At 70.3% G+C, this 17,370-nt stretch carries 16 protein-coding genes; 3 read left to right on the top strand and 13 right to left on the bottom strand.

What is annotated here, in order from left to right; genetic code table 11:
• The first annotated feature begins 73 nt into the window (after positions 1–73).
• The gene (locus A7B18_RS10025) at positions 74–790 is read left to right on the top strand and encodes an SDR family oxidoreductase (RefSeq protein WP_102126554.1); all 717 of its coding nucleotides are present in this window, start codon (positions 74–76) and stop codon (positions 788–790) included.
• A 224-nt stretch (positions 791–1,014) separates the two neighbouring features.
• On the opposite strand, the gene A7B18_RS10020 is transcribed toward A7B18_RS10025, so the two are convergent.
• From A7B18_RS10020 to A7B18_RS09990, 7 genes are all read right to left on the bottom strand, one after another.
• Positions 1,015–2,535, bottom strand: a complete 1,521-nt coding sequence (locus A7B18_RS10020; RefSeq protein WP_102126553.1) for an ABC transporter substrate-binding protein — start codon at positions 2,533–2,535, stop codon at positions 1,015–1,017.
• A 52-nt stretch (positions 2,536–2,587) separates the two neighbouring features.
• A complete protein-coding gene (locus A7B18_RS10015; RefSeq protein ID WP_102126552.1) occupies positions 2,588–3,457 on the bottom strand; it encodes an ABC transporter permease in 870 nt (289 codons plus the stop codon).
• Positions 3,454–4,407: an ABC transporter permease gene (locus tag A7B18_RS10010; protein ID WP_219722113.1), complete on the bottom strand. Its 954-nt coding sequence runs from the start codon at positions 4,405–4,407 to the stop codon at positions 3,454–3,456. The genes A7B18_RS10015 and A7B18_RS10010 overlap by 4 nt, the downstream gene beginning before the upstream one ends.
• On the bottom strand, positions 4,404–4,682 hold the full coding sequence (locus A7B18_RS10005; RefSeq protein WP_102126550.1) for a cupin domain-containing protein: 279 nt from the start codon (positions 4,680–4,682) through the stop codon (positions 4,404–4,406). Before A7B18_RS10005 ends, A7B18_RS10010 begins: the two co-directional genes overlap by 4 nt.
• A gap of 29 nt (positions 4,683–4,711) precedes the next feature.
• Entirely contained in the window at positions 4,712–5,254 is a 543-nt protein-coding gene (locus tag A7B18_RS10000) for a helix-turn-helix domain-containing protein (protein WP_102126549.1), read from the bottom strand.
• A 100-nt stretch (positions 5,255–5,354) separates the two neighbouring features.
• Positions 5,355–6,875, bottom strand: a complete 1,521-nt coding sequence (locus A7B18_RS09995; protein WP_102126548.1) for a hypothetical protein — start codon at positions 6,873–6,875, stop codon at positions 5,355–5,357.
• The gene (locus tag A7B18_RS09990) at positions 6,872–7,663 is read right to left on the bottom strand and encodes an ABC transporter ATP-binding protein (protein ID WP_102126547.1); all 792 of its coding nucleotides are present in this window, start codon (positions 7,661–7,663) and stop codon (positions 6,872–6,874) included. The genes A7B18_RS09995 and A7B18_RS09990 overlap by 4 nt, the downstream gene beginning before the upstream one ends.
• A 255-nt stretch (positions 7,664–7,918) precedes the next feature.
• Between A7B18_RS09990 and A7B18_RS09985 the strand changes: the two genes are divergently transcribed.
• Positions 7,919–8,797, top strand: coding sequence for a DNA adenine methylase (locus A7B18_RS09985; RefSeq protein WP_219722112.1), 879 nt, complete (start codon positions 7,919–7,921; stop codon positions 8,795–8,797).
• A 1-nt stretch (position 8,798) separates the two neighbouring features.
• Here A7B18_RS09985 and A7B18_RS09980 read toward each other — a convergent pair whose 3' ends face one another.
• Entirely contained in the window at positions 8,799–9,920 is a 1,122-nt protein-coding gene (locus A7B18_RS09980; RefSeq protein ID WP_180970098.1) for a NotI family restriction endonuclease, read from the bottom strand.
• 426 nt (positions 9,921–10,346) lie between these two features.
• On the opposite strand from A7B18_RS09980, the gene A7B18_RS09975 reads away from it, so the two are divergent.
• Positions 10,347–11,117 carry a hypothetical protein gene (locus A7B18_RS09975; RefSeq protein ID WP_102126545.1) on the top strand — a complete coding sequence of 257 codons (771 nt, stop codon included), beginning with the start codon at positions 10,347–10,349 and terminating at the stop codon, positions 11,115–11,117.
• Here the strand turns inward: A7B18_RS09975 and A7B18_RS09970 are convergent.
• Genes A7B18_RS09970 through A7B18_RS09950 form a run of 5 tightly spaced genes read right to left on the bottom strand, consistent with a single transcriptional unit; the run spans position 11,072 to position 17,342 of the window.
• Positions 11,072–12,271 carry a M24 family metallopeptidase gene (locus A7B18_RS09970; RefSeq protein ID WP_102126544.1) on the bottom strand — a complete coding sequence of 400 codons (1,200 nt, stop codon included), beginning with the start codon at positions 12,269–12,271 and terminating at the stop codon, positions 11,072–11,074. The genes A7B18_RS09975 and A7B18_RS09970 overlap by 46 nt on opposite strands.
• Positions 12,268–13,140, bottom strand: a complete 873-nt coding sequence (locus A7B18_RS09965) for an alpha/beta fold hydrolase (protein ID WP_245872815.1) — start codon at positions 13,138–13,140, stop codon at positions 12,268–12,270. Before A7B18_RS09965 ends, A7B18_RS09970 begins: the two co-directional genes overlap by 4 nt.
• Positions 13,128–14,354 (bottom strand): dipeptidase, encoded by a 1,227-nt coding sequence (locus tag A7B18_RS09960; RefSeq protein ID WP_102126542.1) that lies wholly within the window; start codon positions 14,352–14,354, stop codon positions 13,128–13,130. Before A7B18_RS09960 ends, A7B18_RS09965 begins: the two co-directional genes overlap by 13 nt.
• 29 nt (positions 14,355–14,383) lie before the next feature.
• On the bottom strand, positions 14,384–15,934 hold the full coding sequence (locus tag A7B18_RS09955; protein ID WP_102126541.1) for an ABC transporter substrate-binding protein: 1,551 nt from the start codon (positions 15,932–15,934) through the stop codon (positions 14,384–14,386).
• Complete coding sequence (locus A7B18_RS09950; RefSeq protein WP_102126540.1) at positions 15,927–17,342, bottom strand: M20/M25/M40 family metallo-hydrolase; 1,416 nt, start codon at positions 17,340–17,342, stop codon at positions 15,927–15,929. Before A7B18_RS09950 ends, A7B18_RS09955 begins: the two co-directional genes overlap by 8 nt.
• Positions 17,343–17,370 lie beyond the last annotated feature (28 nt).

Raw genomic sequence — 17,370 nt, 5'->3', positions numbered from 1 at the left:
ATTGAGCTCCCTATCCTATGGGTGCGGTCCAGGATCACCCCCGCTCCAATTCTCGGGCGTTTACAGTACCGGCATGGACATTCAGGGCAAGGTCGTGCTGATCACGGGCGCCTCCTCCGGCATCGGGAGGGCCGCCGCCGAGCTGTTCGCCGCCCGGGGGGCACAGGTCGCGCTCGCCGCCCGCTCCGAGGGGGCGCTGGGAGACCTCGCCGCGCGGCTGCCGGGTTCGCTCGCCGTGCCCGCCGACATGACCCGCGAGGAAGACGTGCGCCGGATGGTGGCCCGCACCCACGAGCACTACGGGCGCCTCGACGTGCTCGTGAACAACGCCGGGCGAGGGATGCGCGCGGACGTGGCCGAGGCGGGCTTGCAGGACTTCCGCGACCTGCTGGAACTCAACGTGGTCAGCGTGGTGAACGCGATGCAGCAGGTTGTGCCGATCATGCGGGCGCAGGGCGGCGGGGTGATCGTGAACATCAGCTCGGGCACGACCCGGATGCTGCTGCCCGGCATGGGCCTGTACTCGGCGACCAAGCATGTCGTCAACCACCTCTCGGACATCGCGCGGCTGGAACTCGCGCCGCTGGGTATCCGGGTGAGCACGGTCTACCCGACGCGGACGGCGACCGACTTCGGCTTCAACTCGGTGGGCATCCGTCCCGGCGAGGGTGAGGCGTACGCGCAGGGGGACTCCGCCGAATACGTGGCGGGATTGATTCTCGAAGCGGTGGAGACGGAGGCGCCGGAGGTCCTGGCCGAGGCGGTGCGGCGGATGGGCGGACAGGGGTAGGGAGGGGGGCGGACTTCCCAGGAAGGCAGGTAGTCCTCCCTCGCCCAGTAAGTGACCTAGGGAGTTGGCCGTCTATTTCCTGGGGACGCCCGGCCCGTTCACCCCCTCCCAGCCTCCCCCCTCAAGGGGGAGGGGCAGAAAACAAAGCCTCGTATTGCTGTGGTCATTCACCACAACGGGGCGACACGCCTCAAACCTCAACCCGGCAGGGCCTCTCCCCCGCCTCACCTCAGCCAGGTCGTCCGCAGGCCGAGGTAGCTCGTGTTGGGGAAGTGCTGGTAGCCCTGCACCCGGCGGCTCGCCGCCTCGTACTGGGTGCTGGAGAACAGGAAGACCATCGGGCTGAGGTCCACCAGCCGCCGCTGGACCTGCGCGTAGATCGTGCGCCGGGCCTCCGCCCCGCTCGTCTGCCGCCCCTGGTCGAGCAGGCGGTCGATCTGCGCGTCCCTGAAGTTCGTCAGGTTGCCCCCGCTGTCCGACGCGAAGGGGGTGTAGAGGTAGTCGTCGGGGTCGCCCTGCCCGCTCTCTCCCAGGATGGTGGCGGTGTAATTCTTCTTGAGGATGTCCGGGAGGTACACGCTCCACTCCAACGCCGTGATGTTCACCCGGATGCCGACCTGGGCGAGCTGCGCCTGAAGAATCTCGGCGGGCGTGCGCAGGAAGTCGTAGGTACTCGTCACCTTGAGGTCGAGGGTGAAGCCGTTCGGGTAGCCCGCCTCACGGAGCAGGGCACGCGCCCGCTCCAGGTTGGGTCTGCCGTAGTTCGGGTCGGTCACGGCGTAGAAGTTGCCCTCCGGGATGGGCGTGCCGCGCGAGGGCAGGCCGCCCGTGCCGAGCAGCGCCACGTCCACGATCTCCTGGTTGTTGACGGCGTAGGCCATCGCGCGGCGCACCCGGGGGTCGTCCAGGGGCTTTTGCGCCACGTTGAGAAACAGCGCCCGGTAGTTCGCGCTCGGCCCGCCCAGCACGGCGACCTGCGGGTTGGCCTGGAGCGTCTTGACATCGGTCGAGGGCACGTATTCGATCCAGTCCACCGTGTTCGCCCGCAGCGCCGTCACGCGCGCCGTAGGGTCGGGCAGGTACGTGAAGGTGATCCCGTCGAGGTACGGCAGGCGGCCCCCCCGCGCGTCGCGGCCCCAGAAGTTGGGGTTCTTGCGCAGCACCATGCGCGTCTGCGGCACGTACTCCACGAAGGTGAAGGGCCCGGTGCCCACGGGCCGGGTGTTCAGGGTGGCCGCCGCCTCGCGGGGCACGATCACGTTCAGGCTGAAGGCGAGCTTGCTCAGCAGCGGCGAGAATGGGCGGCTCAGCGTCATGACGACCGTGGTTCGGTTCGGCGCGGCGACCGACCGCACGAGTTCGAAGTCGCCGCTGCGGGGGGAACGGGTGGCCGGGTTCTTGATGCGGTTGATCGAATACACCACGTCGCTCGCCTCCAGGGCGCGCCCGTTGTGGAAGCGCACGCCGGGCCGGAGGGTGAAGGTCCAGGTCAACCCGTTCGGGCTCGCGGTCCAGCGGGTCGCCAGCGAGGGCACGATCCTGCCGCGGCTGTCGAAGGCGACCAGGGTGTCGTACACGTTCTCCAGTTGGTTGCGGGTGGAGGTCGCCTGGGTGACGTGGGGATCGAGGCCCACGGGGTCGGCCTGCATCCCCGCGCGCAGGACGCCGCCGGAAGTCTGGGCGAGCGCGCCGGAAGACAGGCCGAGGGCGAGGAGCAGCGAGGTCGTGACGCGGCGCTGGTTCATGGGGCCTCCTGGGCGCCCGGCGGGGGCGCGGGACGTGGGGTGCGGGCGGGGGTCAGCGGGCCAGCCGGGGGTCGAGGGCGTCGCGCAGGGCGTCCCCGAAGAGGTTGAAGCCCAAGACGGTGAACATGATCGCCAGGCCGGGGCTGATGGAAATCCAGGGGTTGGTCTCCAGGAAGGGCCGCCCGTCCGCGATCATCTGCCCCCAGGCGGGGGCCGGGGGCTGGGTGCCCAGGCCGAGGAAGCTCAGGGCCGCCTCGGCGAGGATGGCGTAGGCGAGGCGCAGGGTCACTTCCACCAGGATGGGGCCCGCGGCGTTCGGCAGGACGTGCCGCCACAGCAGCCGCGCGTCGGTGGCGCCGAGGGCCCCGCTCGCCTCCACGAACATGGCGTGGCGGGTCCGCAGCACGGCGGCCCGCACCACCCGCGTGAAGGGCGCGGCGAACGCGACCGCGACGGCGAGGGTCAGGTTCCAGAAGCCGCCCCCCAGAAAGGCGAGCAGCGCGATGGCGAGCAGCACGGCGGGAAAGGCCAGGAACACGTCGCTCACCCGCATGATCAGGGTGTCCACCCAGCCCCGGTGGTACCCGGCGAGCGCCCCGAACACCCCGCCCACGAGCAGGGCGAGCCCCACGCTCAGGACGCTCACCGACAGGCTGATGCGGCCCCCGTACAGCACCCGCGAGAGCAGGTCGCGCCCGTACAGGTCGGTGCCCAGGGGATGGCGCAGGCTGGGGCCCTGCATCCGGTCGGCGGGCAGGTACGCCACCGGGTCGTAGGGGGCGAGGAGGGGGGCCAGGAGCGCGCACAGCACCGCCAGCCCCGTGAGGACCAGCCCGGCCACCCCGGCGGGCGAGCGGAAGAACAGGCGGGCGGCGCGGCGGGCCGGGGACTGCACCGCGGGCGCCCCGGTCGCGGTCGTCATCCGTACACCACCCGGCGGTCGATCAGCCCGTAGAGCACGTCCACGACCACGTTGACGAGCACGTAGCTCAGCGCGATGCACAGCACCGCCCCCTGCACGACCGGGTAGTCGCGCAGGTTGATGCCCTCCAGCGCGTAGCGGCCCACCCCCGGCAGCCCGAAGATCTGCTCGATGATCACCGCGCCTCCCAGCAGGCTCCCCGCCTGGAGCCCGACGACCGTGACGACCGGGATCAGGGCGTTGCGCATCGCGTGGCGGTAGACCACCACCCGTTCCGCGAGGCCCTTGGCGCGGGCGGTGCGCACGTAGTCCTGCGTCATGACCTCCAGCAGGCTCGACCGCACGATCCGGGTGACGGCGGCGGCGAGCCCCAGGCTCAGCGCCAGCGACGGCAGGAACACCGAGCGCAGGTTGCCCCACACCGACTCCGAGAGCGGCACGAAGCCGTTGGGGGGAAAGAGCGGCCAGTGCAGGCTCAGCAGCAGGATCAGGAGCAGCGCGACCCAGAACTCGGGCGCGGCGAGGCCGACGAGCACGAAGCCGCTGGAGAGCACGTCCGCGAGCCGCCCGCGCGACAGGGCCGCCGTCACGCCGAGCGGCACCGCGACGACCAGGGCCAGCAGCAGCGCGAGCGCGGTGAGTTCGAGCGTCACCGGGAAGCGCAGCCGCAGATCGGTGAAGACCGGGCGGTCGGTGCGCAGGCTCACGCCGAGGTCGCCGCGCAGCAGGGCGCCGAACCAGGTGGCGAACTGCGCGGTGAGGGGCTGGTCGAGCCCGAAGAGGCGCCGCAGCTCGGCCTGCCCCTCGGGGCTGACGTTGCCCTCCAGCCCGATCAGGTTGGTCACCACGTCGCCCGGCACCAACCGCAGCAGCACGAAGACGAGCACGCTGACCCCGAAGGCCGCGAACAGCGCCAGCCCCACCCGCCCGACGAGCCACCCCACACTCACTCTCTCTCCAGCAGCACGTAGCTCAGCGTCACGTCCTCCAGCACCACGGCGCGGTGGGCCTCCCCGGCGGGGATGAAGGTCACGTCCCCGGCGCGGATCAGGTACTCGCGGCCCCCGCTCACCGCCCGCAGCGACCCGCTGTGGATGAACGACACCTCGTCCTCCTCGTGCCGGGTTTCCGGCAGCACGGTCCCGGCGGGAAAGAAGAGGTGCCCGACCGTGGCGGGCAGGGCCTGAAAGCGGCGGCGGTCGCCTTGGATGCTCAGCCTCTCCATGCAGCCTCCTGGGGTCGGGGCGTGAGGTCTCACCAGAGTCTGGGGATGCCGACCCACAGGAGCAGGGTCTCGGTGCCCCGCGGGTTCTCCCAGGCGTGCGGGGTGGTGCTCGCGTGCTGCGCGCTGTCCCCGGCGCCGAGCAGATGCCACTCCCCGCCCAGCCCCAGGCGCAGTTCCCCGCGCAGGACGTACACGAACTCCTCCCCGAGGTGGGTGGTGGGCGGCGAGACGAAGTAGGGCTCGACGTGGATGAGCAGCGGCTCCATCTGGAGGGCGTCGCCCCGCCCCGCCAGGCGCCTGATCCGGAAGGGCAGCTCGCGCACGCTCAGGGCGTGGTCGTCCCCCGCGCGCGTCACCACCGCGACCGGCTCCTGCCCCGGGACGAAGACGTTCAGGCTGACCCCCAGGGCCCGGGCGATTCCCGCGAGCGACGTGACGGTCGGGTTGGCCTGGTTGCGCTCCACCTGCGAGAGGTACGGCACCGAGAGGCCGCTGTGCTCACTGACCTCTCTCAACGTGAGCGAGAGCTGACGGCGACGGGCGCGAATGCGGGAGCCGAGTTGCAGGCGCACCTCCGTTCCCCCCCAGGGGAGGCGGATCAGGAAGGAGCCTTCACTCTAGGAGCAGAGGTTTGAAATGTCAAAAAAATTATGCTGGGGAGGCCCCGGTGTCTCAGCGCACGTCGCTCCTGCGCAGCCCGTAGACGACCGCGAGGGCGAGGAGAGCGAGGGCGAGGGCCGCCAGACCCCACGCCTGCCCCGCGGTGGCCGCGAACGCCGCGGCGCTGAGGGCCACCTGGAAGACCAGGCCGAGGACGACGTTGACCACGGGCCGGGGCTCGCGCCGCCGGAAGGCGTCCGCCCGCCGCACCGGGAGGGGCTGCCACAAGACGGTCAGCGCCGCGCCCCCCGTGCCGAGGAGCACCAGCCCCAGGAGCGGCAGGGCGGACGGTGCCCCGGGGCCGAGCACCCCCCGCGCCGCGAGCCCGAGCAGCCCCAGCACGCCGAGGAGGGCCGGGGGCAGGGCGGCGGCGAGCCACTTCTCGCGCCGCAGGGCCGAGGGGCTGCGGGGCGCGGTGACGAGCAGGTCGGGGGCGTCCTCCGCGTCGAGGGTCAGGCGCGCGAGGCTGGAGGCGAGGTTCGCGGTGAGGAGGACCATCCCCGCCCCGGTCGCGCCCCGCACGCTCCCGCGGGCGACCGAGAAGAAGAGCGGCAGGAGGTAGACGAGTTGCAGCAGCGTGCGCGAGAGCACCTCGGGGTCGCGCCCGAGCAGCCGCCACTCCTTGAGCAGGGTGGCCCGCGTGCCCGAGGCGAAGCGCAGGGGCCGGGTGGGCTCCCGCGCGGCCCGGCGGCCCGTCTCCCCCGCCTCGCGCACGCCGCGGGTGAACTGCCGGGTCAGCGCGGCGACCGTCCCCGCGAAGACCAGCCCCGCCCCCGCCAGCAGGGCGAGCAGCGGCAGCGGGTCGAGCCACGCCGCCCGCGCCGGGAACCACAGGGCACTCCCCGGCCCCGGCCAGCCTCCCACCCCCGGCGCCACCCCCAGCACGGCGGCGAAGGGGGCGCCCCCGTCCCCGCCCGTGACGGTGCGCCACTGGGAGACGAGGAACACGCCCGCGCCGAGGAGGGCGCCCACCACCGAGGCGACCGTGCGGGTGCGGCGCACCCCGATCAACCGCACCAGCCCCAGGGTGAGCCACAGCCCCAGGCTGGAGGCCAGGAGCGACGCGGCGGCCCACCACCCCAGGATGCCCAGCCCCCGCCACGCCCCCAGCGCGAGCAACACGAGGAGCACGGGCACGAGAAACAGCGCCGCCGACAGCCCCGCCGACGCGGCGACCCCCAGCGCCCGCGAGGCGAGCACGGTGCGCGGCGACAGGGGCGAGTGCAGCAGCAGGTTGAGGTCCCCCCGGGTGAAGAGGGCCTCCAGCGCCGCCGTCACCGCCGCCGAGCCCATCACCGTGAGGAAAAAGACCTGCGCGAGCAGCACCGGGCCGAGCGCCGCGTCCGGCAGGGGGGCGTTCACGTCCACGCCCGCGAGCAGGGACCGCAGGCCCAGGTACAGGGCCACCGTGAAGAGCGTGACCAGCACGAGCGCGGCGACAAGGCCCCGGCGCTGCCCCCCGGTCAGGCCCCGCCACAGCCAGAGAAGCTGTTTGCCCACCAGCCAGCGCAGGGAGCCGGGCGCGGCCCTCAAAGGCTCTCCAGCGGGACTTCGGCGGGAGGCGCGGCGAGCCCGGTGAGGAGCAAGAAGGCGTCTTCCAGGCTCGCCGTGCCCGTGCGCGCGAGCAGTTCGCCCGGAGTTCCCTCCGCGACGAGGCGCCCCGCGGCGATGATCCCGATGCGGTCGGCGAGGCGCTCGGCGACCTCCAGGATGTGGGTGGTGAGGACGACCGCCCCGCCCCCCCGCACGAAGTCGCGCAGGGCGTCCTTGACCTGCCGGGCCGCGGCGGCGTCGAGCCCGGTGAGGGGTTCGTCGAGGAGCATCAGGCGCGGGTCGTGGATCAGGGCGCCCGCCAGCGCGAGCTTTTGCTTCATCCCGCGCGAGAAGCCCTCCACCCGCCCCGCGCGGTGCTCCCACAGGCCCAGCCAGCGCAGCAGCTCCTCGGCCCGGCGGGCGGCGGGGCCCGCCTCCACCCCCCACAGCCCGGCCACGAACTCCAGGTACTCCGGCGGGGTCAGCTTGCCGTAGAGCAGCGGGTCGTCGGGCAGGTAGGCGAGGAGCCGCTTGGCCTCGCGGGGTTGCCGCCCCACGCTGAAGCCGTGGATCAGGGCCTCCCCGCGGTCCGGAAGGGTCAGCCCGGCGATCATGCGGATGGTCGTGGTCTTCCCCGCCCCGTTCGGCCCCAGCAGGGCGTACAGCTCCCCCGGCCCCACCCGCAGGGAGACGCCCGAGACGGCCTCGCGCCCGCCGAAACTCTTGTGCAGGTCACGCAGGTCGAGGGCCGCCGGGGGGGAGGGGGAAGCGGACGGGGGAAGACCCATAGGTCAGGTTACGCGCCGGGTGGGGGCGGGGTTGCGGGAACGGAGGCGGCGGGCGCGAGACGACGGCAATGGATGCGGGCGGATGCATGGGCCGCCTCCCGCACCGGAGCGGACGCCGGGCCGTGCGCGGTCGGGGGAATGGCTAGAAGATAAAAGTGGTGGAAGCAAGACCCGTACAGCTCGCACCCAACTGTGTGCTTTCTATGAGTACTCTTGCCCTCTTTCGTCCGAATGTAGACATGTTATGGTTTGCGCATGATCGCCCCCCAGGCCCCTCTCCTGTTGGACGTGCCACCGCGCCATGTCGTGAACGTCGCGCAGGTGCCGCAGTACAGCCCCTTTCGCTACCCCGGCGGCAAGTCCTGGTTCGTTCCCCGTCTGCGCCGCTGGCTGGCCTCACGGGAGCGCTCGGCGGTCTTCGTGGAGCCCTTCGCGGGCGGCGGCTCCAGCAGTTGCGCGGTAGCCCTGGAGGGGCTGGCCGATCACGTGGTGATGGTCGAACTCGATCCCCGGGTCACGGCAGTCTGGCAGGTGATCTTCAGCGATCAGGCCGAGGCGCTGGTGCGCCGCATCCTGGACTTCGAGATGACCCCGGAGGCGGCAGCCGCCATCCTCGCCAGCGATCCCCAGGACCCCCTGGAGGTGGCGTGGCGGACCGTGGTCCAGAACCGCGTTTCCCACGGCGGCATCATCGCGCCCGGCGGTGGGGTGTTGAAAAGCGGCGAGGGCGGCAGGGGCGTGCTCAGTCGCTGGTATCCCGAGACCCTGGCCCGGCGCATCCGTGCCCTGAATGCCGTGCGTGAGCGGGTCACGGTAATCCGGGGGGACGCCTTCCCCGTCATGGCTCAGTACGCCGGGCGGCGGGACGTGAGCGTGTTTGTGGACCCGCCCTATACCGCGGGGGGCAAGAAGGCGGGCAGCCGGCTGTACACGCACAGCGTGGTGGACCACGAGCGGCTGTTCGGGCTCGCCGCTGGGCTGCACGACGTGGTGATGACCTACGACCTCACCCCCGAGGTGCGAGCGCTGGCCCGGCGGCACGGTCTCCAGGCCAGGCCGATTGCCATGAAAAGCACCCACCACGCCGTGATGGACGAACTGCTCATCGGCAGGGACCTGAGCTGGGCAGGCTGAGTCAGACCCTGCGCTTGCGGGGCAGCCCCATGGAGTGGGCCTGCTTTGCCGTAATAGACGGGCTGGGCTCCAACGGACTCCTCCCGGTCGTCTGCCTGATGTACTTCTTGAGGATGACCTTCTTGAGGACGTGATCGTAACCGGCAGGTGTCTGCGTGGCCGCCAGGAGCGCCCGGTCGAACTCGCTGTGGAGGGTCTGGACGTGCTGCAATAAGTAGACGCGCCCCCTGCGCTCCAGGTCGACGATGACCCACGCGAGCTCCCGGAACGCGGCGCTGGCGGGGTCGCCCGTGGTCACGTTCCTCAGGTAGGGCATGGTGTCCCAGAAGGCTGCCTGCACGCACACCGCGATGGGCTTGCGCCACGCGTGCAGCACGCTGCCCTTCCAGGCAAGCTGCGGCACAAGGCGTTTGCGCGAGCTGCTGAGCCAGTCCGGGCGCGGGGGGTTGGTGCCGTCCCAGGCAGCCCGGCCCATATACGCCTCGAAGGGGTTCCTGACGTTCCCGCTGATGTAGACCGCCTGGACCTCCAGCGCCGCGTAGGCGTTGAGGTGGTGGTCACTGAGGTGGCGGCTGTTCTTGATGGCGGTGTCGATATGCGCGAGGACGTAATCGATGTTGCCCGCGCTTTTCTCCTGCTCGGCATCCTGCCCCTCCGCTGCCGGGTCCTGGGCGCCCTCGGCAGCGGGATCGCTGTCCAGCAGTTCCTCTGTGGTGGTAGGCGTCTCCTCACTGAACAGGGGACCGCCGGCCACCGGGGCACCGGCCTCCGGCGTGAGGGTGGGGATGAGCCGGACCTCGGGGATCGCGGTCATCTCCGCCGCCGGGACGATCAACACGGTCGCGGCCCAGGCTTTGGTCGCGTCCAGCATCACGTCGCCCTCCCCAAATCTCACGGGGCAGGTGATGCAGGGCTTGCCCTCCACGTAGACGCTGCACACACCCAGGGGGTCGTTCTTCTTCCCCTTGGTGCAGCGGCCAAACTGCTCTTGGAAGGGCACGGTGGTGTCCGGCAGGGAGAGGTCCCGCCTGGCCTGCGAGCGAATAGGCCGGAAGGGACAGAGGGAAAGGCTGCGGAAGTGCTCGACGTCGGCGTCCCGGTTGTCTGCCGGGAAGCCAAACACCTCCGCGATATAGGTCTCAGGAAGCCTGGAAGAAGCCACGCCTGCAATCTTGCACAGCTTCGTACGGCGGCTCACGCCATCAACCCTGACGCCGAGCCCAGGGAGCGAGCCCTCCTCCTTTACCTGTTCTCCGGATGCAGCCCCACCCCATCCGGCAGACTCGCCACCGCAAGCCGCCTTTGCGACGTAGACGCGTCCATCTGCGCCGTGGAAGTGACCTCATGCCCCAGCAGGTCGCGCACCCACCCCGTCGAGCGACCGTCTGCCCCCGACTACGGCGGCAGCGAAGGAATGGCGGAGCTTGTGAGGCAAGACTTTCGTGCGCATACAGGGGCGGTCTCACCCTGAGCACCTGCGGCCCACGCCCGCGCTTGCGAAGGCCCACGCCGGGGCGGAATACTCCGGGGCGAACCCCGGGGAGGGCCTATGGACTCGAACGCCGACGTCTCGTATCTCGGGCTGCGCAAGTGGATCGGCGTGATCGGTCTGCTGCTGCCCGCCGTCGTCTGGACCATCAGCCGCCTCGACGGGCTCCCCGCGAGCGTCTACGACACCATCAGCGCCCACTACTACACGCGGGCCCGGGACCTCTTCGTCGGCGCGATGGCGCTCGTGGGCACCCTGATCTTCTTCTACCGCTCGCCCCACCCCTGGGACAACCTCGCGGCGCGGGTCGCCGGGGTGGCGGCGGTCTTGATCGGCCTGCTGCCCGTCGAGCCCCCGCAAGGGGTGCGGGCCGACCCGCTCTCGCTCGCGCAGGGCCTGCACGCCCTCCCCGTCACCACCTTCTTCGGGCTGGGCATCTACCTCGTCGGGGTGTCGTTCCGGCGGACCTCGTTCCGGCAGGCGACGGGCCCGGTCCCCTTCGAGCGCAAGACCGCCCGGGAACTGGAGGAGGACCACCCCCGCAAGCGGCTGCGCAACCGCATCTATGTCTGGTGCGCCGCCGTGATGGCCGTTGGCTCCCTGTTGCTGCTGGCGGAGAACCTGCTCATGAACGAGTTCGCCTGGCTGCGGGGCCGGAGGTTTCTCCCCGAATCCGCGGTGGTGATGGCGTTCGCCTTCGCGTGGCTCGTCAAGGGGCAGACCTGGGCCTTCGTGCGCGACCTCGCGGGCGCGGCTGACCCGGACGGCGCCTCCCCGCGTTCTCCTCAGGCCTCCACAGGCAGGACGAGATCGGGCAGTTCGCGTGGGTAGGTCGTCAACCTCGTGATGCCCGTGCCCGTCACGACCACGGTGTCGGAGTGGCGGAAGCCGCCCAGCCCCGGCACGTACAGTCCGGGCTCGACGCTGAGCACCATCCCCTCCTCCAGGGGGCGCTCGTCCCCCATGTCGAGGAAGGGGCTCTCGTGAATCCGCTGCCCCAGCCCGTGGCCCACGTGGTGCCGCCAGTACCCCCGCAACCCCTCGCGCTCGACGTACCCCTGCACCGCCTCGTCCACCCGCGAGCAGGGGACGCCCGGCCCCATTGCCTCGAACGCGAGGTCTTGCATCCGCAGCATGTGGTCGAAGTAGCGCCGCTGCTCCGCGCTCGGCTCGCCCAGGAACATCGTCCGCTCCAGTTCGCTGAGGTAACCCCACACCGCCGCGCCCGCCCCGGTGACGAGGGTGTCGCCAGGCTGGAAGGTCGCGCCGGTCGTCATCGCATGGGGCAGGGCGCTGTTGGGGCCGATCTGCCCCCGGTAGAGGGCCACCGCGCCGCTTAACCAGCGGTTCTGCCCGCGGTAGCCGGGGCCCAGGGCGCGGGTCATCGCCTCCGTCGCCTCCCGGGTCGCGCGGCCCTCGACCGTGTGCTCGTTCTCGCCCACGCGGGTGTAGTCCTGAAGCAGGCGGTGCGCGTGGTCGCCCCAACGCGCACTCTCCTCGATCAGCCGCAGCTCGGCCTCCGATTTGAGCGACATCTGGTGGTTCAGGCCGTCGGGCACCGGGACGATCCGGGCGCCCGGCAGGGCGTGGCTGAGGCTGGGGCCGCTGTAGCCCATCACCGCCGGGTAGCCGTCGTGGTCCACCCCGAGGTGGGCGCGGCCCAGGCCCAGCCCGGTCAGGTGCGCGGCGAGCCCCGTCAGGGGATGCACCCGGCCCGGGTACTCCGGGTAATCCAGCACCCGTTCGGCCTCCCCTGCCTGCTCGGCGTGTTCCCGTTCCAGCCGGGGCACGAACAGGTGCCGCTCCCCTCCCGGCAGGATCACGAGCGCGACGGGCCGCTCGGTAGGAAAGAACGCGAAGCCGCTGTAGTAGAAGATGAATTGATCGTCGAACAGGACCACCGCGTCGATCCCGGGCGGGAGGTGGTCGAACACGTTCCGGGCGCGTCCGGCGCGTTCCTCCCGCGAGATGGGCTGGGCGCTCATGTCCGCGCGACCTGCGCCGGGACGTGCCGGGCGAGGAAGTCACGGACGGAGGCGAGGTACCGTTCCTGTTCCTCCAGGTGGGGCGAGTGGCCGCTGCGCTCGAACACGACGAGTTCCCCCTTCGGCAGCCCGGCGGCCAGTTCCTCGCTGGCCTCCAGCGGCGTGATCCAGTCGTGGCGGCCCACCGTGACCAGAACGGGCAGCGTGATCTCGGGCAGGCGGCCCACCAGGTCGTAGGTCGGCTGGTTGCGCGAGAAGGCCCAGTTGTGGGTCTTGTACCGAAAGGGGATGCGGGCGAGGCGTTCGACCTCCGCCACCGGGTCGCGATCCACCGTGTAGAGCGGCTGGATCATGGCGAAGCTCTCGCGAAAATCATCGTTGTCCCGGATTTGCCCGGAGAAGAGGCGGTCGAGCGTCTCCTCGTCCATCGGGAAGCCGCTGCCGAGCGCCCGTTCCTTGCTGGTGCCCTGAAAGCGGTTGCTCGCCGCCGTGTCCCGCAGGATGACCGCGTGCAGGTTCTCCGGGTGCGCGAGGGCGTACTCCAGCGCGATGAAGCCGCCGTAACTCCCGCCCAGCACCACGATCTTGCCCAGGCCGAGTTCCCGGCGCAGCGCCTCCAGGTCCGCCACGAACTGCGCGTGCGAGTAGGGCTCGGCGCCCTGGGACTCGCTGTTCCCCCGCTGGTCGTAGGAGATCAGGCGGTACTCGTCGGTGAGCGGCCCGAAGGCGGCCCAGTCGTTCGCCCGGCTGCCCATGCCCGGCCCGCCGTGCAGCGTGACGATGGTCGCCCTCTGCCCCGCGCTCTTCCCGGAATCGTCGTAGACGAGCGTGACGCCGCCCACCTCGATGGTCCGGCTCACCTGTACCACGCCTCTTTCAACACCCGCATCACGTTGCCGCCGACCGCCTTGGCGATGTCCTCGTCGCTGTAGCCGTGCTTGACCAGCCAGCGGACGATGTTGGGGAAGGCCTCGGCGGGGTTCTCGATGCCGTCCACGTACTCGACCTCCTCGTAAGGGAGGTGCCCGCGCGAGGCCCCGATGGACAGCGCCTCGGACAGCGCGTGGTGCAGTCCCACGTGGTCGCCGAACAGCACGTCGGGCCCGAAGGCCACGTGGTCGATGCCCACGAGGTTCACGCAATACTCGAAGTGCTCCATAAAGGATTCGATGCTGTGGCGCGGGTGCCGCTCGGTGAGGGTGGTGTGCGGCGCCGCCTCGATGCCGATGACGCCGCCCTTCGCCGCGCACGCCTTGATCACCTCGTCGGGCTTGAGGCGGTTGGAGTTCCACAGCGCCCGCGCCCCGGCATGGGTGATGAAGATGGGCTTCTCGCTGACCTCGATGGTGTCCAGGGAGGTCTGGTCGCCGCTGTGGCTCACGTCGATGGCGATGCCGAGCTTGTTCATCCGCCTGACCGCCTGCCGCCCGAAGGTGGTGAGCCCCCCGTCGCGCGGTTCCTTGAGGCCGCCGCCGAGCTGGTTTCCCTCGCTGTAGGCGATGCCCAGGCAGCGCACGCCGAGGCCGTACAGGATGTCGAGGCGGTCGAGTTCGTTCTCGATCATCGCCGCGCCCTCGATGGACACCACGAACGCGATCTGCCCGTTTTTCTTGGCGTTGACGATGTCCTCGGTGGTCTTGCAGTGGACGACCATCTCCTGATGCGCGATGTCCGACAGGCGCATCCCGAGGTCGTAGATGATGTCTTCCCACTTCCACCCGCCGCGCGAGGTGATCATCGCGGTGCCGTTCATCAGGTTGTCGAACACGGCGTCGAGGCCGGAAACGCTCAGGCCCTCGTAGCCGGTGAAGTCGCGGCCCCAGCGGCGGAACTCCAGAAACTGCGAGAGGTCCTGGGGGGCCACGAAGCAGTGGTCGTGCAGCGAGATCATCAGGTGCTCGCGGAAGAGGCGGCGCACCCGGTCCTCCTGCTCTGGGGTGACCTCCACCCGGCGGCTGGGCACCCGGTTCAGCTCGGGACTGAGCGGCCAGACCTTGTAGTCGGTTCCCGGCTCCAGGTAGGAAAAGGACTTGTAGCCCGTGTAGTTCTTCTGCTGCATCGGGGCGTCTTTGAGGTCAGTCATGGTCGCTCCTCCCGGGAAAGAATCGCCTGTCATTTCTCCACCGTGTCCAGCTTTTCCGAACCTGTCGGGCTGGGAATCCACCCCTTCACGCCCGCGCCGCTGGCCGCCAGCAGCCGCGAATGCACGATGGGAATGCGCACCGCCTCCCGGAACATGATCTCGTCCACCTTGTGGTAGAGGGGCAGCCGCTGGGCCGGGTTCTGGAGCTTGCGGGCGTTGGCGAGGGCTGCGTCCGCCTCCGGACTGGTCCAGCCTATGTCGGTGGTCGAGCCTCCCGCGATCAGGTAGGTGTAGGCGCTGTCGGGGTCGGTGACGTACACGAAGCCGAGCATGAACGCCTGGAGCTTGCCGTCCTGACGGTCTTGCAGGTACTTGGCCCAGTCGGCGGTCTTGAGGTTGACCCTGATGCCGACCGCCGAGAGATCGGCGGCCATCGCCTCGGCAATGGGTTTGGGATTCGGGTAGTAGGGCCGCGAGACCGGCATGTACCACAGGTCCAGCGTGAAGCCGTTGGGGTAGCCCGCCGCCGCCAGCATCCGCTTGGCCGCCGCCGGGTCGAACTTATAGTCCGTGACGTTCTTGGAGTGGTAGCGGGCCAGGGGCGGCGGAAGCAGGTGGCCGTCGGTGGTGCCCAGCCCGTTCCAGAAGGCGTCTACGATGGCCTTCTTGTTCAGGGCCATAGCAATCGCCGTGCGCACCCGCACGTCCGACAGCGGCTTGTAGCTGGTGTTCAGCCCCAGGTAGCCGAGGTTGAGGGCCGGGCGCAGCACCTCGCTCAGCCTGGGATTGGACTGCACGGCCCGGAGCTGGTCGGGCAGCAGGTCGCCCGCGATGTCCACCCCGCCGCTGAGCAGCTCGTTGAGGCGCCCGCTGGGGTCCTTGACGAAGCGGAAGACCAGGGTGTCGGACCTGGGCAGCCCGGACCGGAAGTACCGGGGATTGCGGCCCAGCTCCACGCTCACGCCGCTGGTCCATTTCCTCAGCACGAAGGGCCCCGTGCCCACCGCGAGGCCCGCGGGCGTGCCGTACTGCGCCGCGTTCTTCCGGATGGCCGTGGGGCTGGCGATGCCGAAGAGGCCCGCGTCGGCGAGCACCGAACCGAGGGCCGGGTAGGGCTGACCCAGCACGATGTCGATGGCGTACTGATTTCTGACCCGCACGTCCTTGACGATGGAACTCGCCTCGCCCCGGAAGCCGCCCAGGTTGTTCTTCCAGCCCAGGAAGGGTTTCTTCGCGCCGAACTCGAAGCCGGGGTCCCACCACCGCAGAAAGTTGAAGCGCACGGCCTCGGCGTTCAGCGGCGTGCCGTCGTGAAACCGGACGTTCTGGCGCAGGTAGAAGGTCCAGGTCAGGCCGTCGGGGCTGGTGGTCCAGCGCTGAGCGAGGTCGGGCTGCAAATCCACGGTGCCGGGCTTGAAGCTGATCAGGCTGTTGTAGATCTGGGTCTGGACATAGGCGCTATTGCCGTCCGCCGTGACGCTGGGATCGAGGCTGACCGGCTCGCCGCTCAGGCCGAAGACGATGGTCTTGGCCGAGGCGCCGCCCGCCAACAGAAGTCCCGCCAGAAGCCATTTACGCATGTTCGTCTCCCTGGGGGGTCTGCCCCCGCGTGTACTCGTCGAGAAAGGTGACCATCGACCGCTCGAAGTCGAGGATGCCCGCCACCGTGCAGTACTCGTTGCTGGAATGCTGGCGTGAGCCGTGCCCCAGCCCGCCGGTGACGTAGGGCAGGCCCAGCAGCCGCTCGAAGACGTAGTAGGGGGCGCTCCCGGGGTTGATCGGCCACAGTTGCAGCCTCCCGTGCAGCGCCCGGTAGGTGCGGATCATGGCCTGCACGACGGGCTCGTCAAGGTTGAGTTTCGACCAGGGGTACTTGTTGTAGACCTTGATCTCGATGTCGTCGTACCCTCCCCGGTCGAGGTGCGCGCGCAACCCGGCGAGCACCCGGTCGGGGTCCATGTCGGGCACCATCCGCACGTCCACCTTGGCCGTCGCCTGGTGCGGGAGGACGGTCTTGGTCTCCGGGCCGATGTAGCCCGCGAACAGGCCGTCGATGTTGAGCTGCGGCTGCGAAAAGAGGCGATGCCACGCCCGGCGGTCGTCGGGCTCCTTGAGCCGCCGCACCGCGTAGGCGTCTCGGAACACCCCGGCGTCGAACAGGCCCGCGTCGATCTGCTCGTCGAGGAGGGCCGCCTCACGCTCCGGGAGGGGGCGCACGTCGTCGAGAAAGCCCTCCACGAGGATGTTCTCGCCGTCGTCCACCAGGCTGGCGAGTGCCCGGGTCAGGCGCCACGCCGGGTTCCTCACCCAGGCGTTGTAGCTGCCGTGGATGCCGCGCTCGGTGGGGCCGCCCCACTCGCCGCCGGTGCAGATCAGCTCCACGTACAGCATCCCCTTGGTGCCCAGGACCAGGCTGGGCATCCCGGCCTCGTCCTGCTCGAAAAAGGGGAACAGCACCCCGTCGGCCCGCCGGAGCTTGTCCGCGTACCGCTCGGCGAAGGCCGGAAACGAGCGGCTGCCCATCTCCTCCTCGCCCTCGACGGCGAAGAGCAGGTTGACGGGCAGCCGTCCCTCGACCCGCTGAATGCCCCGCATGGCGGTGAAGAAGGCGGCGAGCGGCCCCTTGGTGTTCACCGCGCCCCGGCAGATGACGCTGGGACCCAACCCGGGCAGGTCGTGAATCTCGGCCCCGAACGGCTCGGCGATCCAGCCGTCCTCGTCGGTGGGCATCACGTCGTACATGCCGTAGATCAGCAGCGTCTGGGGTGCGCCTTGCCACAGCTCGCCGTACACGATGGGATGGCCCGGCGTCTCGACGATCTCGGCTTCACCCCCCAGCGAGGCGATCAGGTCGGCCACGGCCCACGCCGTCTCGCGGATGCCCTCGCCGGTGTAGCTGATGCTGGGCTGGCGCAGAAAGCGGCGGATGTCCTCCAGGTCGTTGTCGAAATGCCGCTCCAGGTCGGCGTGGATGGTGGGAACGTTCATGCTCCTCCTCACGGTGGCTCCGCTGTGC

It is taken from the genome of Deinococcus planocerae (assembly GCF_002869765.1).
GTDB classification, from domain to species: Bacteria; Deinococcota; Deinococci; order Deinococcales; family Deinococcaceae; genus Deinococcus; species Deinococcus planocerae.
Note: the sequence above shows the minus strand (reverse complement) of the source record. Positions and strands in the feature narration are given on the sequence as shown.